A 20,619-nucleotide genomic window follows, 5' to 3' on the forward strand; every position below is an offset into this window, starting at 1 on the left:
GGTAGCTTGAGCCATTCGGCAACGCCCCGTTTCCCTTCCCCGCTCATCAAACCGGACGTGCGGATTTCCCGCATCCGGCTTTCCGGGTGGCTTCATTGTAAGGCCCACGACGGGACACAGGATGCACGCGTCTGAGCTGGCGCACACCGAGTTCGGCGAAGATGGTGCTTCGCGAGAACGCTGATGTGCCGCTGTTTTGCTCCTTGTGTCGTTTGGCGAGGAAGTGCCTCACGCGGTCAACGACATGATGATCGGCCGCCTGATACGTCAGCGACAGCGAGCCATAGCCGAAGTAGGCCGACCAGCCAGCCAGAAGGCTGTTCAGTCGATCCCGCACGTCGGGCCATGATCCCTTGTTGCCGGGCACCAGCAGATCGCTCACCTTGCCTTTCAACCGTTGCAGGCTCCTGGCGGACGGACTGGCGCCGAGATAAAGGCGGCCATCCTTGCTATGACGATGCGGACCGAACGTGTAGCCGAGGAAGTCGAAGCGCTCGGTTCGAGCTTCCTTCACCGAGGTTTTCGCCTCGTTGATCGTCAGCCCGAGCCTTGTCATCACCGCCTTCGTCCACGCCAGCGCCTCTGCCGCGTGGCCGCGGCTGAGGATGACGAAGTCGTCGGCGTAGTTGACGACATGCGCCCTGAACGCCTCGCCGCAAGCAGCAAGACGCCAGTGCTTCAGGAACCGGTTCATGTAGAGGTTGGCCAGCAACGGGCTGACGACACCACCCTGCGGCGTGCCGAGCCGGTTGCGCTTGCCACCCATCCTGCGCCGGGTTCCATCCTCGCCTTGTTCCTCGACCGGCACTTTGAGCCACATCCGGATCAGATGCAGCACATGCCGGTCACAGGTACGACGAGATACCGACTTCATCAGTTCAGGGTGCGGGATCGTATCGAAGTACTTCGACAAATCCGCATCCACCACATCCGTATACCCTCCAAGCAAGTGCTGGTGCACCTGCCGGATCGCCTCGGCGGCGCCCTGCTGGGGACGATAGCCGTAAGCAGTCCTTTCCAGGTCCGCTTCGAAGATCGGCTCGAGCACAAGCTTGGCGGCGGTCTGAACAACCCGGTCCCGTATCGTCGGGATGCCGAGCGGGCGTTCACCGCCTCCCGGCTTGGGGATGATCACCCGCCGTACAGCCTGCGGCCGATACGTCTTCGAAGCGAGGTCCTTACCCAATGCCGCCAGCCAGTTCTCGACACCGCCCGCCTCGATCTGCGCAAAGCTCATCCCGTCAACACCCGATGCACCCCCATTCTCACGGGCACGCAACCAGGCATGGTGCAGGATGTCTTCACGGTAGATCTTGTCGTACAGTGCATAGAAGCGGAAGGCAGGCTCCGCCTTCGCCTTGCAATACAGCTTTCTTTGAAGAATCCGGATCCGTTCGGGCGTTGCTAGACGCATCGTCAATCGCCTCCACCTCATCTTTGCCGAAAGCACACCACAAGTCAGGGGCCTTCCCTCCACCGGCATTACCCGGTCTCGACAGTACTACGCCCCTGTCCGACTCCCGCCCGATGCCGCTGTCCTGAATGACAGCGTTGAGGACGCGACCCCCGCACCAAACGGGTCTCCCCCGATTACGCCCACCACCTTGCCGGCGTGCCGTGCCCACTACCCCGGTGAACCGGACGGGTGCAGATGTCGATTGCTTCCCCCTCCGCGCGGCCTTCCCCGGTAATCCGGCGGGTCGGCGCTCACATCTCGACTTTCGAGGCCTGCTCAGGCTTTACTCACATTACGGCCCACCGGCTCGCTCAACCGCCCAGGGCGGCCTTTGTCACGAGGCTCCGGCCCGCCCAATTACCCGGACAAGCCGCTCGTCTGCTACCGGATCAATCGACAACTGTCCGGGTGGAATCTTCCTCCACTGGTGATGTACACCGTCGGGGCGCACGAATTGTAGAGTCGAGGAAGGGCGCGGTAGCTTGTGCCGTTCGGCAACGCCCCGTTTCCCTTCCCCGCTCATCAAACCGGACGTGCGGATTTCCCGCATCCGGCTTTCCGACAGACTTCATTGCAGGCTCACGGCGGTTGCCTTCGGCGTCGTGGTGAGTTGCTTGACCCCGAGTGTCCCGAAGATTTCTCTCCAGGGGAAGGGCCGCGTTCCTCGTCCACCTTCCTTGTGCCGCTTGGCGAGGAAGCGTCTGACGCGATCACAGATGTGCCGATCGATGGCCCGATAGGCCGCAGCCCGGGTGCCATAGCCAAAATACGCCGACCAGCCAGTCAGAAGACCGTTCAGCCTGTCGCGCACGTCTGGCCATGCTCCCTTGTTGCCTGGCACCAGAAGGTCACCGATCTTGGTCTTGATCCGTTTCACGCTCTTTCTGGAGGGACTTGCGCCCGAATACCTCTGGCCATCCCGTTTCCGGAACTTCGGACCAAACGTGTAGCCGAGGAAGTCGAAGCTGTCCGCGCCGGCATCCTTCACCGAGGTTTTCGCCTCGTTGATGCTCAGCCCAAGCCTGATCATCACTGCCCTCGTCCACGCGAGAGCCTCAGGCGCATGCCCGCGGCTGAGGATGACGAAGTCATCGGCATAGTTGACCAGATGCGCACGGAACGCCCGACTGCATCCTTGCCTCCGCCAATACTTCAGGAACCGGTTCATATAGAGGTTGGCAAGCAACGGGCTGACAACGCCGCCTTGCGGCGTGCCTCGCTTGTTGCTCTTGCCGCCACTCATGCGCCGGATACCACCACCATCCCGCTCCTCGACCGGAGCACGAAGCCACATCTTGATCAGATGCAGAACATGCCGGTCAACGATACGGCGAGCCACCGATTTGAGGAGCTCCGCATGCGGGATCGTGTCGAAGTATTTCGACAGATCGGCGTCGACGACATCCGTATACCCCTGTCGGATCAGCCGATGGGTCTGCGTGATGGCATCGAGCGCGCTTCGTTTGGGCCTATAGCCATAGGCATTGTCTTCCAGATCTGCCTCAAAGATCGGTTCCAGCACCAGCTTGGCAGCAGTCTGGGCCACCCGGTCCCGGATCGTGGGAATACCCAAGGGCCTCTCCCCGCCACCGGGCTTGGGGATCATCACCCGCCGCACCGGCTCGGGCCGATACCTCTTCGAGGCAAGGTCCTCCCGCAAGGCTGCCAGCCATTTCTCCACCCCCGACCGCTCAATGTCCTCGAAGTGCACTCCATCCACGCCCGGAGCCCCGCCATTGTGACGGGCACACGCCCACGCATGAGCCAGAATGTCCGCGCGACAAATCTTGTCGTGGAGCAGATAGAAGCGGAAGGCAGGCTCCGCCTTCGCCTTGCAATACAGCTTCCTCTGAAGGTTCCTGATCTTATCCGGTGTTGCCAGGCTCATCGCCAATCACCCTATCCTCACCTTCTTCACAAGCGCATCTGAAGCAAGGGGCCTTCCCTCCACCGCAATTACCCGGTTTCGACAGTACTACGCCCCTCTCCGACTCCCGCTCGGTCCACCGCCCTGCGACGGCGCGAGGTATCATCCTCGACCAGCGGGTCTCCCCTGATGACCCGTCTCTCTCTTCCGGCGTGCCGTGCCCAATACCCCGGCGGATCAAACAGGTGCACGTGTCGATGGCTTCCCTGTCCGTACTGCCTTCCCCATCACCGTGGCGGGTCGGCATCCGCATCGCACCTTTCGAGGCCTGCTCAGGCTTCACTCACATTACGGCCCGTCGGATCGCTCAGCCACCCAAGGCGGCCTTTGTCACGAGGCTCCGACCCAGCAGATTACCCTGCCAAGCCGCTCGTCAGCTACCGAACCTATCGACTATTATCCGGGTGGAACCTACCTCCACTAGAGAAACACGCCTACAGGGCGCACGCGGTGACAGTGCATTTTATGGCATGTCAAATAGTCTACTTGAATAAAATGCACTGTCATCGTTATTCCTGCTTTACGTCGGCGATGATTTTACGAAGACCGACATTGAAACGGTCCTCCGAGAGGGCGACGGCAGCAAAAGCGACGTAGCAGCCCTCCGGCGTGCCGGAGGGCTGACATAGCTATTTTCCCGGTGCCATCTGGCCACGAATTTCGCCGGCCTTGTTCTGCGCCGTGTGGATGTTGAAGTAGACCAGCCCATCCGCAAAGGCCTTCGCCTGCTCGTTGCTCAACGTCGCCGAGCCCTTGAAGGGGCTTGCCTTCGCATCGACGGGCACCATGACGCCTGCATTGGCGCCGACGGGCGCAGGCCCATGAAAGTGCGCGGCGGTTTCCGGGCCGGTCAGCCCGGAATAGCTGCCTGACCAGGTCAGCTTTTTCGTCGTGCTGTCATAGCTTGCTTCGATACGGCCGGTGCCTTTCGAAGCGGTCGCGGGATGCTCGCCGGGGCCCGACAGGTCAGCCTTGTATTTCACCACATCGGCGAACGCCGGCCCGCTCAGGAGGCCGAGCGAAAGACCCAGGGCGGGCAGAACGGCAAAGCGTTGCAATGATGGCATCTCACATCTCCTTCAGCGCCCCAGCTCCCGCCCAGAGACAATAAATCTAGGGCCTAATGATGGTCGCTTGAATGACGAACGCCGGAAATAACGGTGACACTGCGCATATCTTTCCGTTCGGTCACGGACTGCCATCAAATAAAATGCACTGTCACCGCTATTCCTGTGCAGGCCGGCCGGGCATATGCGCTAAACTTTGCCGACAATAGCGCGATTGTCCTTCTCCCATGCGGGACTTCGCATTTCTTGCAGAAATGCTGGGGATGGCGCGAAGCGCCGGGTGAGGGTCTAGACTTGTGCAATTCCAGCGCGACCCTTGAGCTATCTGCGTTGAAGTTTAGACCCTCATCCCCCTGCCGGGACCCCAAGCATTTCCAAAGGAAATGCGGTGTCCCGAACCGGGAGAAGGCGGGTCTTGCCCTTATCTTCGCGCTTATGGGCCGGCCGCGCCGCAGCCCGCAAGGGCGGGAGATGCGGTCACAAATCTTTTTTGAAAACCATTTGACCAAATAAAAGCGCAATGCCACTCTCTCCGCATTCCAGGGACTTCCGACATGACGCTGCGGGGCACAAACCAGGAATCGGGACGGCCGTACAACCGGCGGATCGTGCTCGAAGCGATCCGCCTGGACGGACCGACGACCCGCGGCACGGTTGCCGAACGCGTCGGCCTGACGGTCCAGACCGTCTCCACCATCGTGCGGGAACTCGAGGAGCACGGCCTCATCCTCTCCGTCCGGGAAAAGCCCCGGGGACGCGGGATTCCGCCTTCGCTCCTGACCATCAATCCCGAGGGAGGCCATGCCGTCGGCATCCACCTCACGCCGCTCGGCATCGAGGCGGCGCTGGTCAATCTGCGGGGCGACGTGGTGGAGACCCGCCAGTGCCATGCCGTGAATACGACGCCGGACGAGGCCTTCGCCTTGATCGGCGAGATGGTCAATGACCTCAGGGCGAGCCCCCGCCCCGGCCGCATGCTCGGGGCGGGCCTGGCACTGCCCGGCCCGTTCGACGTGGAATCGATGAGCTTCGTCGGCTCGACCACCATGATCGGCTGGAAGAACGTCGATATACGCCAGCGTCTCGCCGATGCCACAGGCCTGCCCGCCTTCATGGAAAACGACATGGCCGCCGCCGCTCTCGGCGAGGAGCTGTATGGCCTCGGACAGCAAGTGTCGGACTATTTCTACCTCTTCTTCAGCGTCGGCCTGGGCGGCGCCATGATGCATGAGGGGGCGGTCCTGCGCGGGGGCTGGGGCAATGCCGGCGAAATCGGCCATATCCCCGCCGTGCCCGACGGCGAGCCATGCCCCTGCGGCAATCGGGGCTGCCTGGAACGCTATGTCTCGCTCGATGCCTTCAAGCGGCGCGGGCTCTCCGAAGCCGATTGGGTCCGCGACATCGCGCCGATCTTCCGCAACGCCATCCGCACGATCGAGAACCTCTTCGACCCCGAGACCATCGTGCTCGGCGGCCTCGCGCCGCAATCCCTGATCGAGCGGCTCGCCACCCTCGCCGAGGGGCTCGACCCCTCGATTTCCGCGCGTGCCGACCGGCCCTACCCGCGCCTCGTCGTCGCCAGCGATTGCCAGCATTCGGCGCTGCGCGGCGCCGCGGCGCTCGCCGTCTTCGGCGTCCTGTCGCCGCGCTACGGCCAGATGTTCGAAACGTCAGAGAGGGGGACCGACGAATGACCGGAAAGCTGCTCGTCCTGGACGATATCCGCAAGAATTTCGGCGCCATCGAAGCCCTGAAGGGCATCAGCTTTTCGATCGGAAAGGGAGAAGTCGTCGCGCTTCTCGGCGACAACGGCGCCGGGAAATCGACCCTGGTGAAGATCATCTCGGGCGGCCTGCCGCCGACGTCCGGGCGCATGCTCTTCGAAGGCAGGGACTACCAGGCCAAGACCCCCGCCGAGGCGAAGGCCGTCGGCATCGAGACCGTCTATCAGGACCTCTCCCTCTGCACCAATGTCGACGTCGTCGCCAATTTCTTCATGGGCCGGGAGATCACCCGCAGGATCGCCGGCATCCCCTTCCTCGAAGAGCGCGCGATGGAGGCCATCGCAAGCAAGGCGCTGGCCAATGCCGGCACCCGCATTCCCTCGCTGCGCACCAAGGTCGAACATCTTTCCGGGGGCCAGCGCCAGGCGATCGAGCTCAACCGCTTCGTCCATTGGGGCGGCAGGCTGGTGCTGCTCGACGAACCCTTTGCCGCGCTCGGCGTCGAACAGACGCGGCGGGGGCTGGACATGATCCGCCATGTCGCAAGCCAGGGCATCGGCGTCGTCATCATCACGCACATCATGCAGCAGGCCTTTCAGGTCGCGGACCGCATCGTCGTCATCCGCCACGGCGTGGTGGCCGGCGACGTCGAACGCAGCAAGACAAGCCCGGATGCAGTGATCGAGATGATCACAGGGCAAGCCCTCGCCGGCGCCGGACCGGCAGGTATCTAAAAATCACGAGGGGTCCGGTAAAATGGAGAAAAAGCCATGAAACGACTATTGGCAGCCTTGCTCGGCCTTCTGATGCTCAGCTTCGCCACGCAGGCGAGCGCTGCCGCACCATCCAAGGGAACCGTCTATTATCTTGTGCCGACCCTGCTGGACGAGTTCCAGACCGGGTCGGTGAGCGCGCTCGGCCTGTTCCTGGGCCAGGTCGGCTACGACATGAAGACGCTCAACGCCGACAACAAGACGGAACTCCAGCAATCGCAGATGAACGATGTGATCGCCCTCAAACCGGCGGCGATCATCCTGGCGGCGGTGGACTTCAACGCCCTGAAGCCATCCATCGAGTCGGCCCGGGCCGCCGGCATCCCGGTGGTCGAATTCGACCGCCAGATCACGTCCACGCCGTCCGACTTCACCTCCGTGGCCGGCACGGTCGAGATCGGCCACATCGCCGCCGAGCATGCCCAGAAACTGCTCACGGGCAAATACGGCACGGTCAAGGGCAAGATCCTCCAGGTCCTCGGCGATCCCGGCGATCCCTATACGCTCGACATCCAGAAGGGCTTCGAGGAGAAGATGAAGGCCTTCCCGAGCGTCACCATCATCTCGCTGCCCGCCCTGCAGTGGGAGGCCAGCGCGGCCGGCACGATCGTCTCCGACCAGATGCTCGCCAATCCCGACATCGACCTGATCTTCCTGCATGCGGCCCATCTGTCGGTCGCCGCCGTCGCCTCGCTCGAGGCCGCCGGCAAGAAGCCCGGCGACGTCATGCTGATGAGTTCGAACGGCGCGCCCGTCGGCCTGGACCTCATCCGGAAGGGCTGGCTGAACACCGAAGTCGAGCAGCCGCTCTACGCACAGGCGGCGGCCGTGGCGATGTTCATGGACAAGATCGTCGGCAAGCAGGCGATCAAGGCCGGCGAGTATGACGTGGTCGGCCTCAAGAGCGTCGTCACCATCGAAGCCTGGGGGCCGAACATCAAGATTCCCGGCTCCGCCATCACCAAGGAGAATGTCGACAATCCCGCCTTCTGGGGGAATCAGAAGCCGCCCACGGCTGCGATCAAATCCGTCGAGTGAAAACGGCGTTCCGGCTGGGGCCGCAGGGCCCCAGCCTCCCCTCCTCCCTCCGGATTGGCCGCATGACGCCTCGCACCCGCAGAGTTCTTGAATTCGTCTTCGACAATCTCGTCTGGTTCATGCTGATCCTCGTGCTCGCCGTGTTCTCGATGCTGATTCCGAATTACTTCCAGATCGGCATCTTCACCAACATCATCGAGGCGTCGAGCGTGCTGGGCGTGATGTCGATCGGCCTCGCCCTCGTCATCATCACCGGCCACATGGATCTGTCGGTCGAATCCGTCGCCGCGCTGGCGGCGATGGCGGTCGGCATCCTGTTCTGCTCCGCCGGCATCGGGCTGGGCATCCGGCTCTCGCCCGAATGGTTGATGATACCGGTGTCGCTGCTGCTGGCCTGCGCCATCGGCGCCCTGATCGGGCTCGCCAACGGTGTCCTCGTGGTGAAGCTGAAGATGAGCGCCTTCATCATCACGCTCGCCTCCTTCATCTGGGTGCGCGGCATCGTGCTCGCCGTTTCCGGCGGACGGTCGGCGCAGGATCTGGCACCCGCCATCCGCTGGTTCGCCATCGAGCGCTTCCTCGGCATCCCCCTGACGGCCTGGATCGCCATCGCCTGCTTCCTGATCTTCTCGATCATGATGGCCAAAACGCCCTTCGGCCGTCACCTGGTCATGATCGGCGGCAACGAGACCGCGACCTTCCGCGCCGGCATCCGCGTCACCCGCAATCTGCTCGTCGCCTTCGTCATGGCCGGGGCCATTGCCGGGCTCTCCGGCTGGCTCCTTGCGGTCCGCACATCGGGCGCCACCGCCAATCTCGGGGTCGGATTGCTGTTCAATGCCTTCGCGGCCGTGGTGATCGGCGGGATCAGCCTCAAGGGCGGCGTCGGCTCCCTGCCCGGCGTCTATGCCGGGGTGCTGCTGCTCTCGTCCATCAACACCGCCATCAACCTGATGGGGCTGCCGGCGAATTTCACGCAGGTCATCCACGGCTTCCTGGTGCTCGCCGCGGTCCTCCTCGACACGTTCAAACAGAGGCTTCGCCAGAGGCTCGCATGACAGACAGGTTGAAAGACAAGGTCGCGCTGGTCATCGGCGCATCGCGCGGCATCGGCAAGGCAACGGCCATCCGCTTCCTGGAGGAAGGCGCCAAACTCGTGCTCGCCGACTTCGATGACGAAGAAGGCCGGGCAACGGCCGAAGAACTCGGCGTCGCCTTCATCCGCACCGACATCGCCGAACTGGAGGATGCCGTCGCCGCCGTGACGCTGGCCGTCGAGCGCCACGGCCGGCTCGACATCATCGTGCAGAATGCCGGCATCTATCCCTGGCAGCTGATCGAGAACACCACGCCGCAGGAGTGGGACCGTGTGATGGCCGTCAACCTGCGCGGCTGCTTCAATGCCGCCCGCGCGGCTCTCACGCCCATGAAGAAGCAGGGCGCCGGCCGCATCCTCTTCACCTCCTCCATCACGGGTCCGCATGTCACCAGCCCGGGCCATGGCCATTACGCGGCGACCAAGGCCGGCATCAACGGCTTCATCCGCTCGGCGGCGCTCGAATTCTCCTCCTACGGCATCACCGTCAACGGCGTCGAGCCGGGCAACATCCTGACGGAAGCCATGCAGCTGCATCGAAGCCAGGCCTTCATCAAGAATATGGAGGACGCCATTCCGCTCGGCCATCTCGGCGAACCCCGCGACATCGCCAACGCCTTCCTGTTCCTCGCCTCGGACGAGGCGAATTTCGTGACCGGCACGACCATCATCGTCGACGGCGGACAACTTCTGCCGGAAGGGGCGGATTTCAGGCTGCTGCCGCCCTGAGGGTGGCCCGGCCCCCACGATCCGTCTCCTCCCAGGCCGCCGTCGTCCGGCAGGGGTTCGATCGCGAGGTCACAGGGGATGCGAAGAGGAAGCCACAGCTTCGGCCGGCAGCCGTCCGTAGGCGCTCAGAATGGCCATGACGAGCCCCGGAAAGCGCGCCTCCACCTCGTCGCAGCGCGTGTGGTTGTGCATCTCCACGCCCTGGCGCTCGCATCGGATGAGGCCGGCTTCGCGCAGCACCTTGATGTGGTTCGACAGCGACGACTTCGGAATGACGCGCTCCCCCAGCCTGGCGAGCGCAGAGCAGGTCCCGCCGGAACTGGCCCCGGCGATCTGGGCAAAGATCGCCACGCGTTCGGGATCGGAGAGCGCATAGAGGATCGCTTCCGGTCGGACATCCTCCATGGCGGGGTGAAAAAGCGGCCGCATGAATTTCATATAGGTGCCCTTGACACCGGGATCAACAGTTCCGAATTACCGAACAATGGAACTGGCGGCCATTTCGGCGGCCTTTCGTCGCCGAAAGGAACGGATCATGGGTAAGCTCACGGGGAAGGTCGCGGTCGTCACCGGCGCCTCCAAGGGGATCGGGGCCGCCATCGCCAAGGCGCTCGCCGCCGAGGGCGCGCAAGTGGCGGTGAACTACGCGTCGAGCAAGGCGGGGGCGGAGGCCGTGGTCGAGGCGATCACCGCGGCCGGCGGCAGGGCCATCGCGGTCCAGGGCGATGTTTCGAAGGCCGACCAGGCCCACGGGCTCGTCGAGGCCGCCGTCCAGGCGTTCGGCCGTCTCGACGTGCTCGTCAACAATTCCGGCGTCTACGAATTCGCGCCGATCGAGCAGATCACCGAGGAGCATTATCGCCGCATGTTCGACGTGAACGTCCTGGGCGTCCTGCTGGCCACCCAGGCCGCGGTCAAGCATCTCGGCGAGGGCGGCAGCATCGTCAACATCTCCTCGGCGGTGACCAGCCTGGCTCCGCCGACCAGCGCCGTCTACACCGGGACCAAGGGCGCCCTGGACGCCATCACCGGCGTGCTCGCCCATGAGCTGGGTGCGCGCAAGATCCGGGTCAACGCCATCCTGCCGGGCATCGTCGAGACCGAAGGCTCGCACGCGGCAGGGTTCATCGGCTCGGATATGGAGCGCGGCGCCGTGGCCCAGACCCCGCTCGGCCGCGTCGGCCAGCCGGACGATATCGCCGACGTGGCGGTCTTCCTCGCGTCCGACGATGCCCGGTGGCTGACAGGCGAGCGCCTGTTCGCCAGCGGCGGCCTGCGCTGAGCCTCAGCGCTTGCGCACGAATTCGGTGCGCAGGACGAGGCCCTTGATGGTGTCGTGGCGGCAGTCGATCTCCTCGACATTGTCGGTGAGGCGGATCGAGCGGATGACCGTGCCCTGCTTCAGGGTCTGGTTGGCGCCCTTCACCTTCAGGTCCTTGATGAGGGTGACGGAGTCGCCGTCGGCGAGGATGTTTCCCGAGGCATCGCGGACCTCGACCCGTTGGGCGACAGCGGCTGCCGCCACGTCGCCGGGCGCACGCCATTCGCCGGTGACCTCGTCATAGATATAGTCGTCGTCGCCGGCCATGCCCGCCTCCATCGTAAGATCAAGAGCCCTTCTCGCGATCGGAAGGGCAACAGGCAAGGACCAAATCGTGCCCGGACGCATTTCTCCGGGCCGGCGCGACGACGGAGGGGCGATCACCGATCGCCCTTCTTTGGAAACGCGGCACCTGCCGGAGAGGAAGGGGTCGATCGGGGATCGACCCTCCAGGCGGCACGGTGCGACCATGCCGCCCGTCACGCGGGCGGCGTATCGGCGGCGGCCTTCTTCCAGTCGCCCGTGGTGTTCCACCAGCGGTGGGGATTGGCGCCGTCGTCGAGGCCCTTCGACCGGCTGGCGAGGATGGTCTGGATACGGATCACCGGCTCCTGATAGCTGTGAAGCTGAAATATCGCCTCGATGACGCGCTCGACCAGGTCCTGGTCGGCAGGAAGCTCGAAGGACAGCTCGACCGTTCCGGGCCGCTTGCGCAACGCCGCTTCCGGCCCAGCGGCGGCGCCCTCCAGCGGACGGTAGCGCTCGATGCCCGGCCCGGACTGATAGGCGTTGGCGTCGTAGCGTCCCATGGCAAGCGGCGTGATCCTGACCACCCCGTCCATGATGCGGTCGACGTCGGCGGCGGGCGCCTGCAGCGTCATGAGACACATGCGCTCCATCCGTACGGACCTGGTTTCAAATTCCTGTTCGAACATGGCGACCTCCCTCGGCATCGGCGGCCGCCAGCATAGCGGCGCCCTGCTGACAGCGGCTTGTCAGCACTGTCGGGCCGCGAGGCTTCGAAGGTCGGTGTTGATCGTCGGGGCGGGATGGTGCCGCCGGGCCTTCCCTGCCCCGCAGAGCCGGCGCCGGGCCCACCGCGACGGCCCTATGTCAATTGCGCGTGGATTTGGTCACTTGCGCGTGGATTTGCGCTTGGCCGCTTCCATCGGGTGGGCGGCTTCCTGGCGCTGGATCGCGCCGCTGTCGGCGACGCGAAGCTCATATTCCTTCGCGACCCGCTCATACTGCTCGGCGATGCTCTTCAGGCGGTAGGACGGCTCGGGATTGTCTGCGGGGAGAAGGCGGGTGACTTCGTAGGTGCCTCCCTGATGCATGCCGATCTGGGAGCGATAGATGACGATGTCGCCAATCTTGAAGGCGTGGGCAGTCATGGCGGACCTTTGCGGCTCTTCCGGCGGGCAGACGCGGGACCGACATGGCCTGCGCGCGATTTCTTTGGCAGGCTATTTCCGAGCCAGCGGATAGTCGGAACTCTCGTAAAGCGACTGGATCGCGGATCCCGTGAATTCGCCGCCGTCCGTCCGGATCATGATGCCGTTCAGATCACCGGGCCGCGCCTCGATGGCAAATTGAATGGCGAGAGCAAGATTGCCGAAGCGCCGATATTTCTTTGGCGCCCCCGACATCTTCGCCCAGCCCTGCCTGGGGACCTGCGAAAACATTTCGGCCGAGGCCATGAAATCTGGACTGGACATGTATTTCAATAGCACGTCCGTGCCGTCGCGTCACTGCAATTCGGCGGGCCGCACGCCCGGTGCCGAAGCTCCTCGCAGGATCTTCTTGAGGATGCCTCGGTACTGAGATCGGCCGGGACGAGGCCAGAGCAAATTGCAATTTCATTGAATCACAATTTCTCTCCGACTTGTTGCCTCCGCGCATTTTCTTCATCGGAAAGTCTCTCGACTTTCCTGGAAAATGCTTCAGACGGTGCTTGTCAGCGGCCTGCGCGCATTCATCTGGCCCTTGCCGGGCAGGACCTTGGGCTTGGGGGGCGGCAGCAATCCCTCGCGCTGCATCTTCTTGCGCGCCACCTTGCGCGCGCGCCGGATGGCCTCCGCCTGTTCGCGGGCGCGGCGTTCCGACGGCTTCTCATAGGCCTTGCGCAGCTTCATCTCGCGGAACACGCCTTCGCGCTGCAGCTTGCGCTTCAGCGCCTTCATGGCTTGCTCGACGTTGTTGTCACGGACCAGAACCCGCATGAAACCTCCTGATTGTGGGAAAAAATTTAGGGGCCCAGCCCTCGCCAGACCCCTTCGTCAGAAATCAAGCTCACGGATGCGGGCGATCGCTCTTCGCCCCAGCCCGCGCCTCGCGTCAGGCGAGTTGCAGGCTGTCCGCCGACGACTTGCCCGTCTTGCGATCCTGGACGATCTCGTAGCTGACCTTCTGGCCCTCGCGGAGCTCGCGCATGCCCGCGCGTTCGACGGCACTGATATGCACGAAAACGTCGGGACCGCCCGCTTCGGGCTGAATAAAGCCAAAGCCCTTCTGGGCATTGAACCACTTGACGATGCCTGTGCTCATGGCGAGCCTTCCTTGTGAGAACGAACGGTCGGGCCTGCCGCACCTCGCGTCAGACCGTGGACGAGTCGAAATTGGGAGGAAGGTTAGCAGCAGGCGGGGCGATGAGCCGCGCGGGCCTCAATCATCCGGCCGAGTTCGATCATACAATGTGGGTCCGGCGCCGGCCCACGTCAACCCCCTTCAGGCCTTCGCCTTCCCGGAGCGGACGCCACCCTGCCGCGGCGGCATCGAGCCGGCGCGGCACGCCCCCCCGAAACCCACGGGGTCGAGGCGGCAAACTCGTCGCCGACGCCCGAAATGTCAAGCCCGCGCTCGGCCCATGGCCGGCCATCCGCAGCGCGGAAGGGGCGCAGGCGACGAAAAAGGCCCGCAGAACAGGTCTGCGGGCCTCCGAACGACAGGCGCAAGCCGGATCCGGCGCGCTCACCAGCGGCGGGAATCGCCCACCATGGTGGCGCCGACCACGAGGCCCAGCAGGAAACCGACGATGCCGGCCGAAGACAGCACGGTCGCGGCGGTGCCGGGATTCTCCCTCACCGTGTCCGAAACCAGCTGGGCCTGTTGCCGCGCCTGGCGCAGCGAGCCGCTCGCCTGCTCCTTGACCCGGCCATAGGTGTCGCCGGCCGCATCCCGGGCCTTCTCATAGGCGTCCGCACCGCGATCGGCGAGCGACTTGTTGATCGCGCCGACCTCCTTCTTCAGGTCGGCGAGCTGCCTCTCGAATTCCTTGCGCATGTCGTCGATCGAAACATTGTCGGCCATCGGGTTTCCCCCTCCTGTGTCCGCAGCCTGCAGGAGGCGGCAAAGCCGCCTCGCCAGGCTCGGTTAAACAATGCGCGCGGGGGCGCGGAGTTCCCGTTGCGCGCCTCGCGTCCCGCATGCCAGGCCCTCGCCGGCAGCATGGCGGCCGGAGCCGCAACGCATCGGCGCGGCCGGGCCGCTTTCCTTGCCATTGCATCCGGTCATCCGCCGGCTATCCTTCCCGAGGAAGCGGTGCCGCTTCGATCGGGGCGCGCTGCGTTCGGCCCACCGGAGGTTCTCTCGCATGCATGAGCAGACGGTCACGCTCTGGCGCCCGGTCGGCCCGAAAGAGCTCGAGCTCGTCCGCCGGTCGGGCATGCGGGCGTTTCCGCCGCGCCTGCCGGAGCAGCCGATCTTCTATCCGGTGCTGTCGGAGGATTATGCCGTGAAGATCGCCCGCGACTGGAATGTGCGGGCGGACGGCGCAGGCTTCGTGCTGCGCTTCGCGGTGGCGAAGGATTATCTGTCGCGCTACGAGGTCCGCGAAGCGGGCGGCCGCGCGCATCTCGAATATTGGATACCAGCCGAGGAGCTGGCCGCCTTCAACGACGCGATCGTGGGCGAGATCGAGGTGGTGAGCGAATTTCGCTGACCGCCGCCGGCAGCGCGGAGACAGCGCAATCCATCCCGGAACCTAAGCGCCGGCCATGCGTTTTGGCTTGGCCAACATGCCGGGAAACCCACATGGATATGATCGAGCGCGCCTGTCGGGCCCTCTGCCGCTACAACGGCGTCGCGCCGGATACGGAGGTCGGGGGCGTACCGCTCTGGCAGTCCTACCGGACGGAGGTGCTGGCCCTCGTCGCAGCCCTGCGCAAGGGCGACGAACTGCCGAGCGGGCTGTGCATCGAGATGAAGAGGAAGCCGGTACCCGAACCGGAGCGCCAGCTCGCCTGAGGCGGAACCGGCTCGGCGTCAAACCTCACGGGTCGACGCCTTTTCCCGAGCGAAAATCCATCGCCTTTTCCGGAAGACGCTCCGGACGGAGGTCCGCCGGCGCCGGTACGGGACCGGCGCCGGACGAGGCCTTCAGTGCAGCGAAACCGGCACCAGTTCCTGTTCCCAGGCATTGGCCACGGCGGCCTCGGCGGTGTCCGAGATCATGATCGGCGTGCCGTCGGCGGCATTGAGCGTGAACAGCTTCAGTCCCGGGCGGATCTGCCCCAGCTGCGGATAGAGCTTCACCGCATCCTCGGACATGATCGGCTTGACATAGGCGACATGGCCCGCGCCGAGCGCGGCCAGCATTTCGGGGGTAGGCGTAGGAGTCTTATCGTTCCGGATCATTTTGTCCTCCTGAACGTCGTTGAAATCGGAATGAAGAGGGAATGCGAGGGGTTCCGTCAGTCCCGCACCGAGATGTCGATCTTTTTGGCGACCCTCTCCGGCTCAGGCCGGATGAGATCGACGGACAGAAGCCCGTTCTTGAGATCGGCGCCCATCACCTCCATGCCGTCGGCAAGAAGGAAGGTGCGCTGGAACTGGCGCGCGGCGATGCCGCGATGCAGATAGACGCGCGATTTGTCGTCGATCTGCCGTCCCCTGATGACGAGCTGGTTTTCCTCGATCGAAACGTCGAGCTCTTCATGGCTGAAGCCGGCGACGGCGAGCGTGATGCGCAGCCGTTCGGGCGGGCGCTCGCAGGAGCCCACGCGCTCGATGTTGTAGGGCGGATAGCCGTCATTGGCGGCTTTGGCGACCCGGTCGAGCGCGCGTTCGATTTCGTCGAATCCGAGCAGGAAGGGGGAGTTCAAGGTAGGTACACGCGACATTTCAAAGTCCTCGCAGGAAGCGACTTTGGAGGGACCCGTTCGGCATCCCCCTTGCTCCGGGCGTCCGGAACACACCCAATATGGGCACAAGCCGGCCGCTTTCAAGAGTTTCCGCCGGGAATGTGCACCCGCCGCACCGACGTGTCCGAGGCTCGTCGCGGGTTTCCCTTGCCATCGCCGGCCACCCCGGGGCAGGAAGGGCGCATGAACGCGCTCCCCCCCGGCCTTCTCGTCGCCGCCCCGCGCTCCGGCTCGGGCAAGACCACGCTGGTGCTCGGCCTTTTGCGGGCGCTGGCGCGCGGCGGCGTGGCGGTGCAGCCGATGAAATGCGGGCCGGATTATATCGATCCGGGCTTCCATGCGGCCGCGGCCGCCCGCACGAGCTACAATCTCGACAGCTGGGCCATGCGCCCCGCTCTGCTCGACAGCCTGGCGCGCGAGGCCGCAGGGGGCGCCGACCTCTTCCTGTGCGAGGCGCTGATGGGCCTGTTCGACGGCGTGGCGCTGCCGGGCGCGGCGGGCGACGGCTCCTCCTCGGGCATCGCCGCGCGCCAGGGCTGGCCCGTCCTGCTCGTGCTCGACATCTCCGGCCAGTCGCAGTCGGCGGGGGCGGTCGCCCGCGGCTTTGCCGGCTTCCGGCCCGATGTGCGGATCGTCGGCGTCGTCCTCAACAAGGTGGCGAGCCCGCGCCACGAGGCGCTGGCGCGCCGGGGCATCGAGGAGGCCGGCCTGCCGGTCGTCGGCGTGCTGCCGCGGCGGACCGACCTCGTGCTGCCCGAGCGCCATCTCGGCCTGGTGCAGGCCGAGGAGACCGCCGAGCTCGACCGGCGCCTCGACGCGCTCGCCGATTTCGTCGAGGCGCATTGCGACATCGCCGCGATCCGGGCCCTCGCCGCCTCCACCCGCCTGGCCGAGACCCCGCCGGATGCCGGCCTGCCGCCGCCGGGCCAGCGCATCGCCCTCGCCCGCGACGCCGCCTTCTCCTTCGTCTATCCGCATCTCCTCGCCGGCTGGCGGCGCCAGGGCGCGGAGATCCTGCCCTTCTCGCCGCTGGCCGACGAGGGCCCCGCGCCGGACGCCGACGTCGCCTGGCTGCCGGGCGGCTATCCCGAGCTGCACGGGGCGCGCCTCGCCGCCAATGCCCGCTTCCGACACGCCCTGCGGCAGTTCGCCGAAACGCGCCCCGTCCATGGCGAATGCGGCGGCTACATGGTGCTGGGCACCGCCCTGACCGATGGCGAGGGCGCCGTGCACCGCATGGTCGGCCTGCTCGACCTCGAGACCAGCTTCGCCAGGCGGCGGATGAGTCTCGGCTATCGCCTGGCCGAGCTGAAGGAGGACTGCGTCCTCGGCCGGCGCGGCAGCGCGGTGCGCGGCCACGAATTCCATTATTCGACGACGCTGCACGCCGGCGATGCGCCGCTCTTCGGGGTGATGGACGCCCATGGCGGCGATCTCGGCGCCCTCGGAGGTCGGCGCGGCCATGTCACCGGCTCGTTCTTCCACGTCATCGACAAAGCGTGAGCCCTCCGGCGGGCGCCGCAGCGCACAACGGGATTGAATAAACCGCAATTGGCCTTCACAGTAGGCAAAGGAGATATGCCCTTGTCCGCCGTGACGCCGCCCATCGCCCCCACTGAACTGGCGCAGCTCAACGAGCGCTCGCGCGAAATCTTCCGCCAGATCGTCGATTCCTATCTGGCGACCGGCGAGCCGGTCGGCTCGCGCAACATTTCGCGCCTGCTGCCGACCTCGCTGTCCCCCGCCTCCGTGCGCAACGTCATGCAGGACCTGGAGATGCTCGGCCTGATCCAGGCGCCGCATACCAGCGCCGGCCGGGTGCCGACCGAGATGGGCCTGCGCTTCTTCGTCGACGCCATGCTCGAATTCGGCGATCTCGCGGCGCAGGACCGCGCCCAGATCGACGCGCAGATCCGGGCCGGCATGTCGTCCAAATCGCTGGAAGGCGTGCTGACCGAGGCCTCCGCCATGCTGTCGGGCCTGTCGCGCGGCGCCGGCGTCGTCGTCACCGGCAAGCGCGACCAGCGCCTCAAGCATATCGAATTCGTGCGGCTCGAGCCCCACCAGGCGCTGGTGGTGCTGGTGTCGGAAGACGGCTCGGTCGAGAACCGCATCATCACCGTGCCGGTCGGCCTGCCGACCTCGGCGCTGGTGGAAGCCTCCAATTACCTGAATGCGCGGGCGCGGGGGCGGACGCTCGCCGAGCTGCAGCAGGAGATGCGCCGGGCGCTCGACATGGGCCGGGCGGAGCTCGACGACCTCACGGCGCGCCTGATCGCCACCGGCCTCGCCTCCTGGGGCGGCAGCGCCAGCGACATGCCCCAGCAGCTGATCGTGCGCGGCCAGGCCAACCTGCTCGAGGACCTGCGCGCGACCGAAGACCTCGAACGCATCCGCCTGCTGTTCGCCGACATCGAGGCGAAGAAGGATCTCATCGATCTGCTCGGCCGCGCCGAGGCCGGCGACGGCGTGCGCATCTTCATCGGGTCGGAGAACAAGCTGTTCTCCCTCTCCGGCTCGTCGATGATCGCCGCCCCCTTCCGCGACGCCAGCCAGAAGATCGTCGGCGTGCTCGGGGTGATCGGGCCGACCCGCCTCAATTACGCGCGCGTGGTGCCGATGGTGGACTATACGGCCAAGGTGATCGGCAAGCTGCTGAACGGGTAGGGCGAAGGACGGCGCGGCGCGGCGATCCCCGATCGCCGTTCCTGGAAACGCGGAGCTTGCGGAAAGAAAGAGGTCGATCGGTGATCGACCCTCCTGCGGATGGGCTGGTCTACGCCCTCACTTCGTTCCGGTCCTCGCGCGGGGCGACGGCGAAATGGGCGCGATAGGAGCGCGACAGGCAGGAAGCCGAGGAATAGCCGCAGGCCATGGCGATCTCCATCACACTCATGTCGGTCTGCCGCAGCAAGCGGCGCGCCCTTTCCAGGCGCAGGCGCAGGTAATAATTGGAGGGGGAATCCTTCAGCTGCGCCCGGAACAGCCGTTCCAGCTGACGCGCCGACACGCCGGACAGCGATGCGAGGCTGCGGGCATCGAGCGGCGTCTCCAGATTCGCCTCCATCGCCGCCACCACCTTGATCAGCTTGCCGTTGCCGACGCCGAGGCGCTTGGGCAGGCTCATGCGCTGGCGGTCGTTGCGGTCGCGCAGGCGGTCGTGGATGAACTGCTCGGAGACCGCCACCGCCAGCGCCTGGCCGTGCTTGCGGGCGATCATGTCGAGCATCAGGTCGAGCGAGGCGGTGCCGCCGGCGCAGGTGAAATGCTGGCCGGCCGTCTCGAACAGCGCCTCGCTGATCTCGATGTCCGGGAAGGCCTCGGCGAAGCCCGAGGCCGCCTCCCAATGCATGGTGACGCGCTGGCCGGCGAGCAGCCCGGCGGCCGCCAGGATCCAGGCCCCGGTGTCGAGCGCGCCAATCTCGCTGCCCCGGCGGGCGAGCCGGCGCAGGGCCGCGAGAGTCGGCCGCGTGGCATGGGCCGCCGGCTCGAAGCCGGCGCAGACGATCAGGGTCGGGATGTCGGCGAGGTCGGCGAGCGCGCCCTCCACCGGGATGGGCCAGCCATTGGAGGCTGCGACGGCCTGGCCGTCGGCCGACCATGCCTTCCACTGGAACAGCGTCCGCCCCGCCAGGCGGTTGGCGACCCGCAGCGGCTCGACGGCGGAGGAGAACGCCATCATCGAGAAATGCGGCACCAGGAAGAAACCGATCAGATCGGGACCCGGGCCCGGATGCGGCCTGAACATCGCGCCTAGGCTCCCGGCCGGAACGCCTTGCACACGGCCGAATCGGTCTCCAGGCGGGGCCCGCCGATGAGGTCGACGCAATAGGGAACCGCCGGGAAGACCGCCTGCAGGCATTGGCGGATCGAGGCGGGCTTGCCCGGCAGGTTGACGATCAGCGAGGCGCCGCGAATGCCCGCGGTCTGGCGCGAAAGGATGGCGGTCGGCACATATTTCAGGCTCTCCTGCCGCATCAGCTCGCCGAAGCCGGGCATCATCTTGCGGCACACCGCCTCGGTCGCCTCCGGGGTGACGTCGCGCTCCGCCGGCCCGGTGCCGCCGGTGGTGCAGATGAGGGCGCAGCCGATCCGGTCGGCCAGATCGATCAGCGTCTCCTCGATCAGCGCCTGCTCGTCGGCGATGACCCGTGCCACCGGCTCCCAGGGCGAGACGAGCGTCTCGGCGAGAAAGGCGATGATCGCCGGCCCGCTGCGGTCCTCATAGATGCCGGCGCTCGCCCGGTCCGATATGGTCACGATACCGATCTTCGTCATGGCAGGACCCTCATGAGCCAAGCGCGTTTGGGCAGAAACAGCGCTTTGCTCTCACTCTTTGTTTTCCGA

At 65.6% G+C, this 20,619-nt stretch carries 25 protein-coding genes; 10 read left to right on the forward strand and 15 right to left on the reverse strand.

Translation table 11 applies throughout. The annotated features are described in order from the left end of the window. Positions 1-46: 46 nt before the first annotated feature. From ltrA (J3R73_RS25320) to J3R73_RS25330, 3 genes are all read right to left on the reverse strand, one after another. Positions 47-1,414 carry a group II intron reverse transcriptase/maturase gene (ltrA, locus tag J3R73_RS25320; RefSeq protein WP_307424710.1) on the reverse strand — a complete coding sequence of 456 codons (1,368 nt, stop codon included), beginning with the start codon at positions 1,412-1,414 and terminating at the stop codon, positions 47-49. A gap of 610 nt (positions 1,415-2,024) precedes the next feature. Next, complete coding sequence (gene ltrA / locus J3R73_RS25325; RefSeq protein ID WP_307437198.1) at positions 2,025-3,344, reverse strand: group II intron reverse transcriptase/maturase; 1,320 nt, start codon at positions 3,342-3,344, stop codon at positions 2,025-2,027. A 668-nt stretch (positions 3,345-4,012) separates the two neighbouring features. Next, positions 4,013-4,450 carry a CHRD domain-containing protein gene (locus tag J3R73_RS25330; RefSeq protein WP_307433833.1) on the reverse strand — a complete coding sequence of 146 codons (438 nt, stop codon included), beginning with the start codon at positions 4,448-4,450 and terminating at the stop codon, positions 4,013-4,015. Positions 4,451-5,004: 554 nt separating this feature from the next. Between J3R73_RS25330 and J3R73_RS25335 the strand changes: the two genes are divergently transcribed. The 5 genes from J3R73_RS25335 to J3R73_RS25355 all read left to right on the forward strand — a co-directional run bounded on the left by J3R73_RS25335 (position 5,005) and on the right by J3R73_RS25355 (position 9,810). Further along, complete coding sequence (locus J3R73_RS25335; protein ID WP_307433835.1) at positions 5,005-6,144, forward strand: ROK family transcriptional regulator; 1,140 nt, start codon at positions 5,005-5,007, stop codon at positions 6,142-6,144. Then, positions 6,141-6,908, forward strand: a complete 768-nt coding sequence (locus J3R73_RS25340; protein WP_307433837.1) for an ATP-binding cassette domain-containing protein — start codon at positions 6,141-6,143, stop codon at positions 6,906-6,908. The genes J3R73_RS25335 and J3R73_RS25340 overlap by 4 nt, the downstream gene beginning before the upstream one ends. Positions 6,909-6,944: 36 nt before the next feature. Beyond that, complete coding sequence (locus J3R73_RS25345) at positions 6,945-7,985, forward strand: sugar ABC transporter substrate-binding protein (protein WP_307433839.1); 1,041 nt, start codon at positions 6,945-6,947, stop codon at positions 7,983-7,985. Positions 7,986-8,047: 62 nt separating this feature from the next. After that, on the forward strand, positions 8,048-9,043 hold the full coding sequence (locus J3R73_RS25350) for an ABC transporter permease (RefSeq protein WP_307433841.1): 996 nt from the start codon (positions 8,048-8,050) through the stop codon (positions 9,041-9,043). Continuing rightward, on the forward strand, positions 9,040-9,810 hold the full coding sequence (locus tag J3R73_RS25355; protein WP_307433843.1) for an SDR family NAD(P)-dependent oxidoreductase: 771 nt from the start codon (positions 9,040-9,042) through the stop codon (positions 9,808-9,810). Before J3R73_RS25350 ends, J3R73_RS25355 begins: the two co-directional genes overlap by 4 nt. 69 nt (positions 9,811-9,879) lie before the next feature. Here J3R73_RS25355 and J3R73_RS25360 read toward each other — a convergent pair whose 3' ends face one another. Beyond that, the gene (locus J3R73_RS25360) at positions 9,880-10,239 is read right to left on the reverse strand and encodes an ArsR/SmtB family transcription factor (RefSeq protein WP_307433846.1); all 360 of its coding nucleotides are present in this window, start codon (positions 10,237-10,239) and stop codon (positions 9,880-9,882) included. 106 nt (positions 10,240-10,345) lie between these two features. On the opposite strand from J3R73_RS25360, the gene J3R73_RS25365 reads away from it, so the two are divergent. Next, a complete protein-coding gene (locus J3R73_RS25365; protein WP_307433848.1) occupies positions 10,346-11,092 on the forward strand; it encodes a glucose 1-dehydrogenase in 747 nt (248 codons plus the stop codon). A gap of 3 nt (positions 11,093-11,095) precedes the next feature. Here the strand turns inward: J3R73_RS25365 and J3R73_RS25370 are convergent, their stop codons facing one another. The 7 genes from J3R73_RS25370 to J3R73_RS25400 all read right to left on the reverse strand — a co-directional run bounded on the left by J3R73_RS25370 (position 11,096) and on the right by J3R73_RS25400 (position 14,440). Then, on the reverse strand, positions 11,096-11,398 hold the full coding sequence (locus J3R73_RS25370; RefSeq protein ID WP_307433850.1) for an alkylphosphonate utilization protein: 303 nt from the start codon (positions 11,396-11,398) through the stop codon (positions 11,096-11,098). Positions 11,399-11,610: 212 nt separating this feature from the next. Further along, positions 11,611-12,066, reverse strand: coding sequence for a YqfO family protein (locus tag J3R73_RS25375; protein ID WP_307433852.1), 456 nt, complete (start codon positions 12,064-12,066; stop codon positions 11,611-11,613). Positions 12,067-12,264: 198 nt separating this feature from the next. Further along, entirely contained in the window at positions 12,265-12,525 is a 261-nt protein-coding gene (locus tag J3R73_RS25380; RefSeq protein WP_307433855.1) for a hypothetical protein, read from the reverse strand. A gap of 72 nt (positions 12,526-12,597) precedes the next feature. Then, positions 12,598-12,858, reverse strand: a complete 261-nt coding sequence (locus J3R73_RS25385; protein WP_307433857.1) for a hypothetical protein — start codon at positions 12,856-12,858, stop codon at positions 12,598-12,600. Positions 12,859-13,074: 216 nt separating this feature from the next. Beyond that, positions 13,075-13,353, reverse strand: a complete 279-nt coding sequence (gene rpsU / locus J3R73_RS25390) for a 30S ribosomal protein S21 (protein ID WP_307433859.1) — start codon at positions 13,351-13,353, stop codon at positions 13,075-13,077. 115 nt (positions 13,354-13,468) lie between these two features. Beyond that, positions 13,469-13,678, reverse strand: a complete 210-nt coding sequence (locus tag J3R73_RS25395; RefSeq protein ID WP_307433862.1) for a cold-shock protein — start codon at positions 13,676-13,678, stop codon at positions 13,469-13,471. Between the two features lie 423 nt (positions 13,679-14,101). Continuing rightward, positions 14,102-14,440 (reverse strand): ElaB/YgaM/YqjD family protein, encoded by a 339-nt coding sequence (locus J3R73_RS25400; protein WP_307433864.1) that lies wholly within the window; start codon positions 14,438-14,440, stop codon positions 14,102-14,104. A gap of 283 nt (positions 14,441-14,723) precedes the next feature. On the opposite strand from J3R73_RS25400, the gene J3R73_RS25405 reads away from it, so the two are divergent. Together J3R73_RS25405 and J3R73_RS25410 are read left to right on the forward strand one after the other, a co-directional pair. After that, positions 14,724-15,071 (forward strand): ADP-ribosylation/crystallin J1, encoded by a 348-nt coding sequence (locus J3R73_RS25405; protein WP_307433867.1) that lies wholly within the window; start codon positions 14,724-14,726, stop codon positions 15,069-15,071. Positions 15,072-15,163: 92 nt separating this feature from the next. Then, positions 15,164-15,376: a hypothetical protein gene (locus tag J3R73_RS25410; RefSeq protein WP_307433869.1), complete on the forward strand. Its 213-nt coding sequence runs from the start codon at positions 15,164-15,166 to the stop codon at positions 15,374-15,376. A 132-nt stretch (positions 15,377-15,508) separates the two neighbouring features. Here J3R73_RS25410 and J3R73_RS25415 read toward each other — a convergent pair whose 3' ends face one another. Continuing rightward, positions 15,509-15,766, reverse strand: coding sequence for a BQ00720 family protein (locus tag J3R73_RS25415; protein WP_307433871.1), 258 nt, complete (start codon positions 15,764-15,766; stop codon positions 15,509-15,511). 56 nt (positions 15,767-15,822) lie between these two features. Beyond that, complete coding sequence (locus J3R73_RS25420) at positions 15,823-16,251, reverse strand: Hsp20 family protein (RefSeq protein ID WP_307433873.1); 429 nt, start codon at positions 16,249-16,251, stop codon at positions 15,823-15,825. Positions 16,252-16,455: 204 nt separating this feature from the next. Here J3R73_RS25420 and J3R73_RS25425 point away from each other — a divergent pair, with 204 nt between their 5' ends. Both J3R73_RS25425 and hrcA read left to right on the forward strand, forming a co-directional pair. Then, positions 16,456-17,775 carry a cobyrinic acid a,c-diamide synthase CobB gene (locus J3R73_RS25425; RefSeq protein WP_307433875.1) on the forward strand — a complete coding sequence of 440 codons (1,320 nt, stop codon included), beginning with the start codon at positions 16,456-16,458 and terminating at the stop codon, positions 17,773-17,775. A gap of 75 nt (positions 17,776-17,850) precedes the next feature. Continuing rightward, positions 17,851-18,939: a heat-inducible transcriptional repressor HrcA gene (gene hrcA / locus J3R73_RS25430; protein ID WP_370880007.1), complete on the forward strand. Its 1,089-nt coding sequence runs from the start codon at positions 17,851-17,853 to the stop codon at positions 18,937-18,939. Positions 18,940-19,048: 109 nt separating this feature from the next. On the opposite strand, the gene J3R73_RS25435 is transcribed toward hrcA, so the two are convergent. After that, positions 19,049-20,020, reverse strand: a complete 972-nt coding sequence (locus tag J3R73_RS25435; protein ID WP_307433879.1) for a GlxA family transcriptional regulator — start codon at positions 20,018-20,020, stop codon at positions 19,049-19,051. 5 nt (positions 20,021-20,025) lie between these two features. After that, entirely contained in the window at positions 20,026-20,550 is a 525-nt protein-coding gene (gene mog, locus J3R73_RS25440; RefSeq protein ID WP_307433882.1) for a molybdopterin adenylyltransferase, read from the reverse strand. Positions 20,551-20,619: the final 69 nt, after the last annotated feature.

The sequence above is a fragment of the Labrys monachus genome (assembly GCF_030814655.1).
In the GTDB taxonomy this organism is placed as follows: Bacteria; Pseudomonadota; Alphaproteobacteria; order Rhizobiales; family Labraceae; genus Labrys; species Labrys monacha.

What these genes read in the sequence shown, in the direction of transcription:
- J3R73_RS25350 (WP_307433841.1), top strand. Translation starts at nt 8,048, where the DNA reads ATGACGCCTCGCACCCGCAGAGTTCTTGAATTCGTCTTCGACAATCTC.
- J3R73_RS25405 (WP_307433867.1), top strand. Translation starts at nt 14,724, where the DNA reads ATGCATGAGCAGACGGTCACGCTCTGGCGCCCGGTCGGCCCGAAAGAG.
- J3R73_RS25400 (WP_307433864.1), bottom strand. Translation starts at nt 14,440, where the DNA reads ATGGCCGACAATGTTTCGATCGACGACATGCGCAAGGAATTCGAGAGG.
- J3R73_RS25395 (WP_307433862.1), bottom strand. Translation starts at nt 13,678, where the DNA reads ATGAGCACAGGCATCGTCAAGTGGTTCAATGCCCAGAAGGGCTTTGGC.
- J3R73_RS25360 (WP_307433846.1), bottom strand. Translation starts at nt 10,239, where the DNA reads ATGCGGCCGCTTTTTCACCCCGCCATGGAGGATGTCCGACCGGAAGCG.
- J3R73_RS25410 (WP_307433869.1), top strand. Translation starts at nt 15,164, where the DNA reads ATGGATATGATCGAGCGCGCCTGTCGGGCCCTCTGCCGCTACAACGGC.
- J3R73_RS25420 (WP_307433873.1), bottom strand. Translation starts at nt 16,251, where the DNA reads ATGTCGCGTGTACCTACCTTGAACTCCCCCTTCCTGCTCGGATTCGAC.
- hrcA (WP_370880007.1), top strand. Translation starts at nt 17,851, where the DNA reads ATGCCCTTGTCCGCCGTGACGCCGCCCATCGCCCCCACTGAACTGGCG.
- J3R73_RS25435 (WP_307433879.1), bottom strand. Translation starts at nt 20,020, where the DNA reads ATGTTCAGGCCGCATCCGGGCCCGGGTCCCGATCTGATCGGTTTCTTC.
- J3R73_RS25415 (WP_307433871.1), bottom strand. Translation starts at nt 15,766, where the DNA reads ATGATCCGGAACGATAAGACTCCTACGCCTACCCCCGAAATGCTGGCC.
- ltrA (WP_307437198.1), bottom strand. Translation starts at nt 3,344, where the DNA reads ATGAGCCTGGCAACACCGGATAAGATCAGGAACCTTCAGAGGAAGCTG.
- J3R73_RS25355 (WP_307433843.1), top strand. Translation starts at nt 9,040, where the DNA reads ATGACAGACAGGTTGAAAGACAAGGTCGCGCTGGTCATCGGCGCATCG.
- J3R73_RS25370 (WP_307433850.1), bottom strand. Translation starts at nt 11,398, where the DNA reads ATGGCCGGCGACGACGACTATATCTATGACGAGGTCACCGGCGAATGG.
- J3R73_RS25425 (WP_307433875.1), top strand. Translation starts at nt 16,456, where the DNA reads ATGAACGCGCTCCCCCCCGGCCTTCTCGTCGCCGCCCCGCGCTCCGGC.
- J3R73_RS25345 (WP_307433839.1), top strand. Translation starts at nt 6,945, where the DNA reads ATGAAACGACTATTGGCAGCCTTGCTCGGCCTTCTGATGCTCAGCTTC.
- J3R73_RS25375 (WP_307433852.1), bottom strand. Translation starts at nt 12,066, where the DNA reads ATGTTCGAACAGGAATTTGAAACCAGGTCCGTACGGATGGAGCGCATG.
- J3R73_RS25340 (WP_307433837.1), top strand. Translation starts at nt 6,141, where the DNA reads ATGACCGGAAAGCTGCTCGTCCTGGACGATATCCGCAAGAATTTCGGC.
- rpsU (WP_307433859.1), bottom strand. Translation starts at nt 13,353, where the DNA reads ATGCGGGTTCTGGTCCGTGACAACAACGTCGAGCAAGCCATGAAGGCG.
- J3R73_RS25380 (WP_307433855.1), bottom strand. Translation starts at nt 12,525, where the DNA reads ATGACTGCCCACGCCTTCAAGATTGGCGACATCGTCATCTATCGCTCC.
- J3R73_RS25330 (WP_307433833.1), bottom strand. Translation starts at nt 4,450, where the DNA reads ATGCCATCATTGCAACGCTTTGCCGTTCTGCCCGCCCTGGGTCTTTCG.
- mog (WP_307433882.1), bottom strand. Translation starts at nt 20,550, where the DNA reads ATGACGAAGATCGGTATCGTGACCATATCGGACCGGGCGAGCGCCGGC.
- J3R73_RS25335 (WP_307433835.1), top strand. Translation starts at nt 5,005, where the DNA reads ATGACGCTGCGGGGCACAAACCAGGAATCGGGACGGCCGTACAACCGG.
- J3R73_RS25365 (WP_307433848.1), top strand. Translation starts at nt 10,346, where the DNA reads ATGGGTAAGCTCACGGGGAAGGTCGCGGTCGTCACCGGCGCCTCCAAG.
- ltrA (WP_307424710.1), bottom strand. Translation starts at nt 1,414, where the DNA reads ATGCGTCTAGCAACGCCCGAACGGATCCGGATTCTTCAAAGAAAGCTG.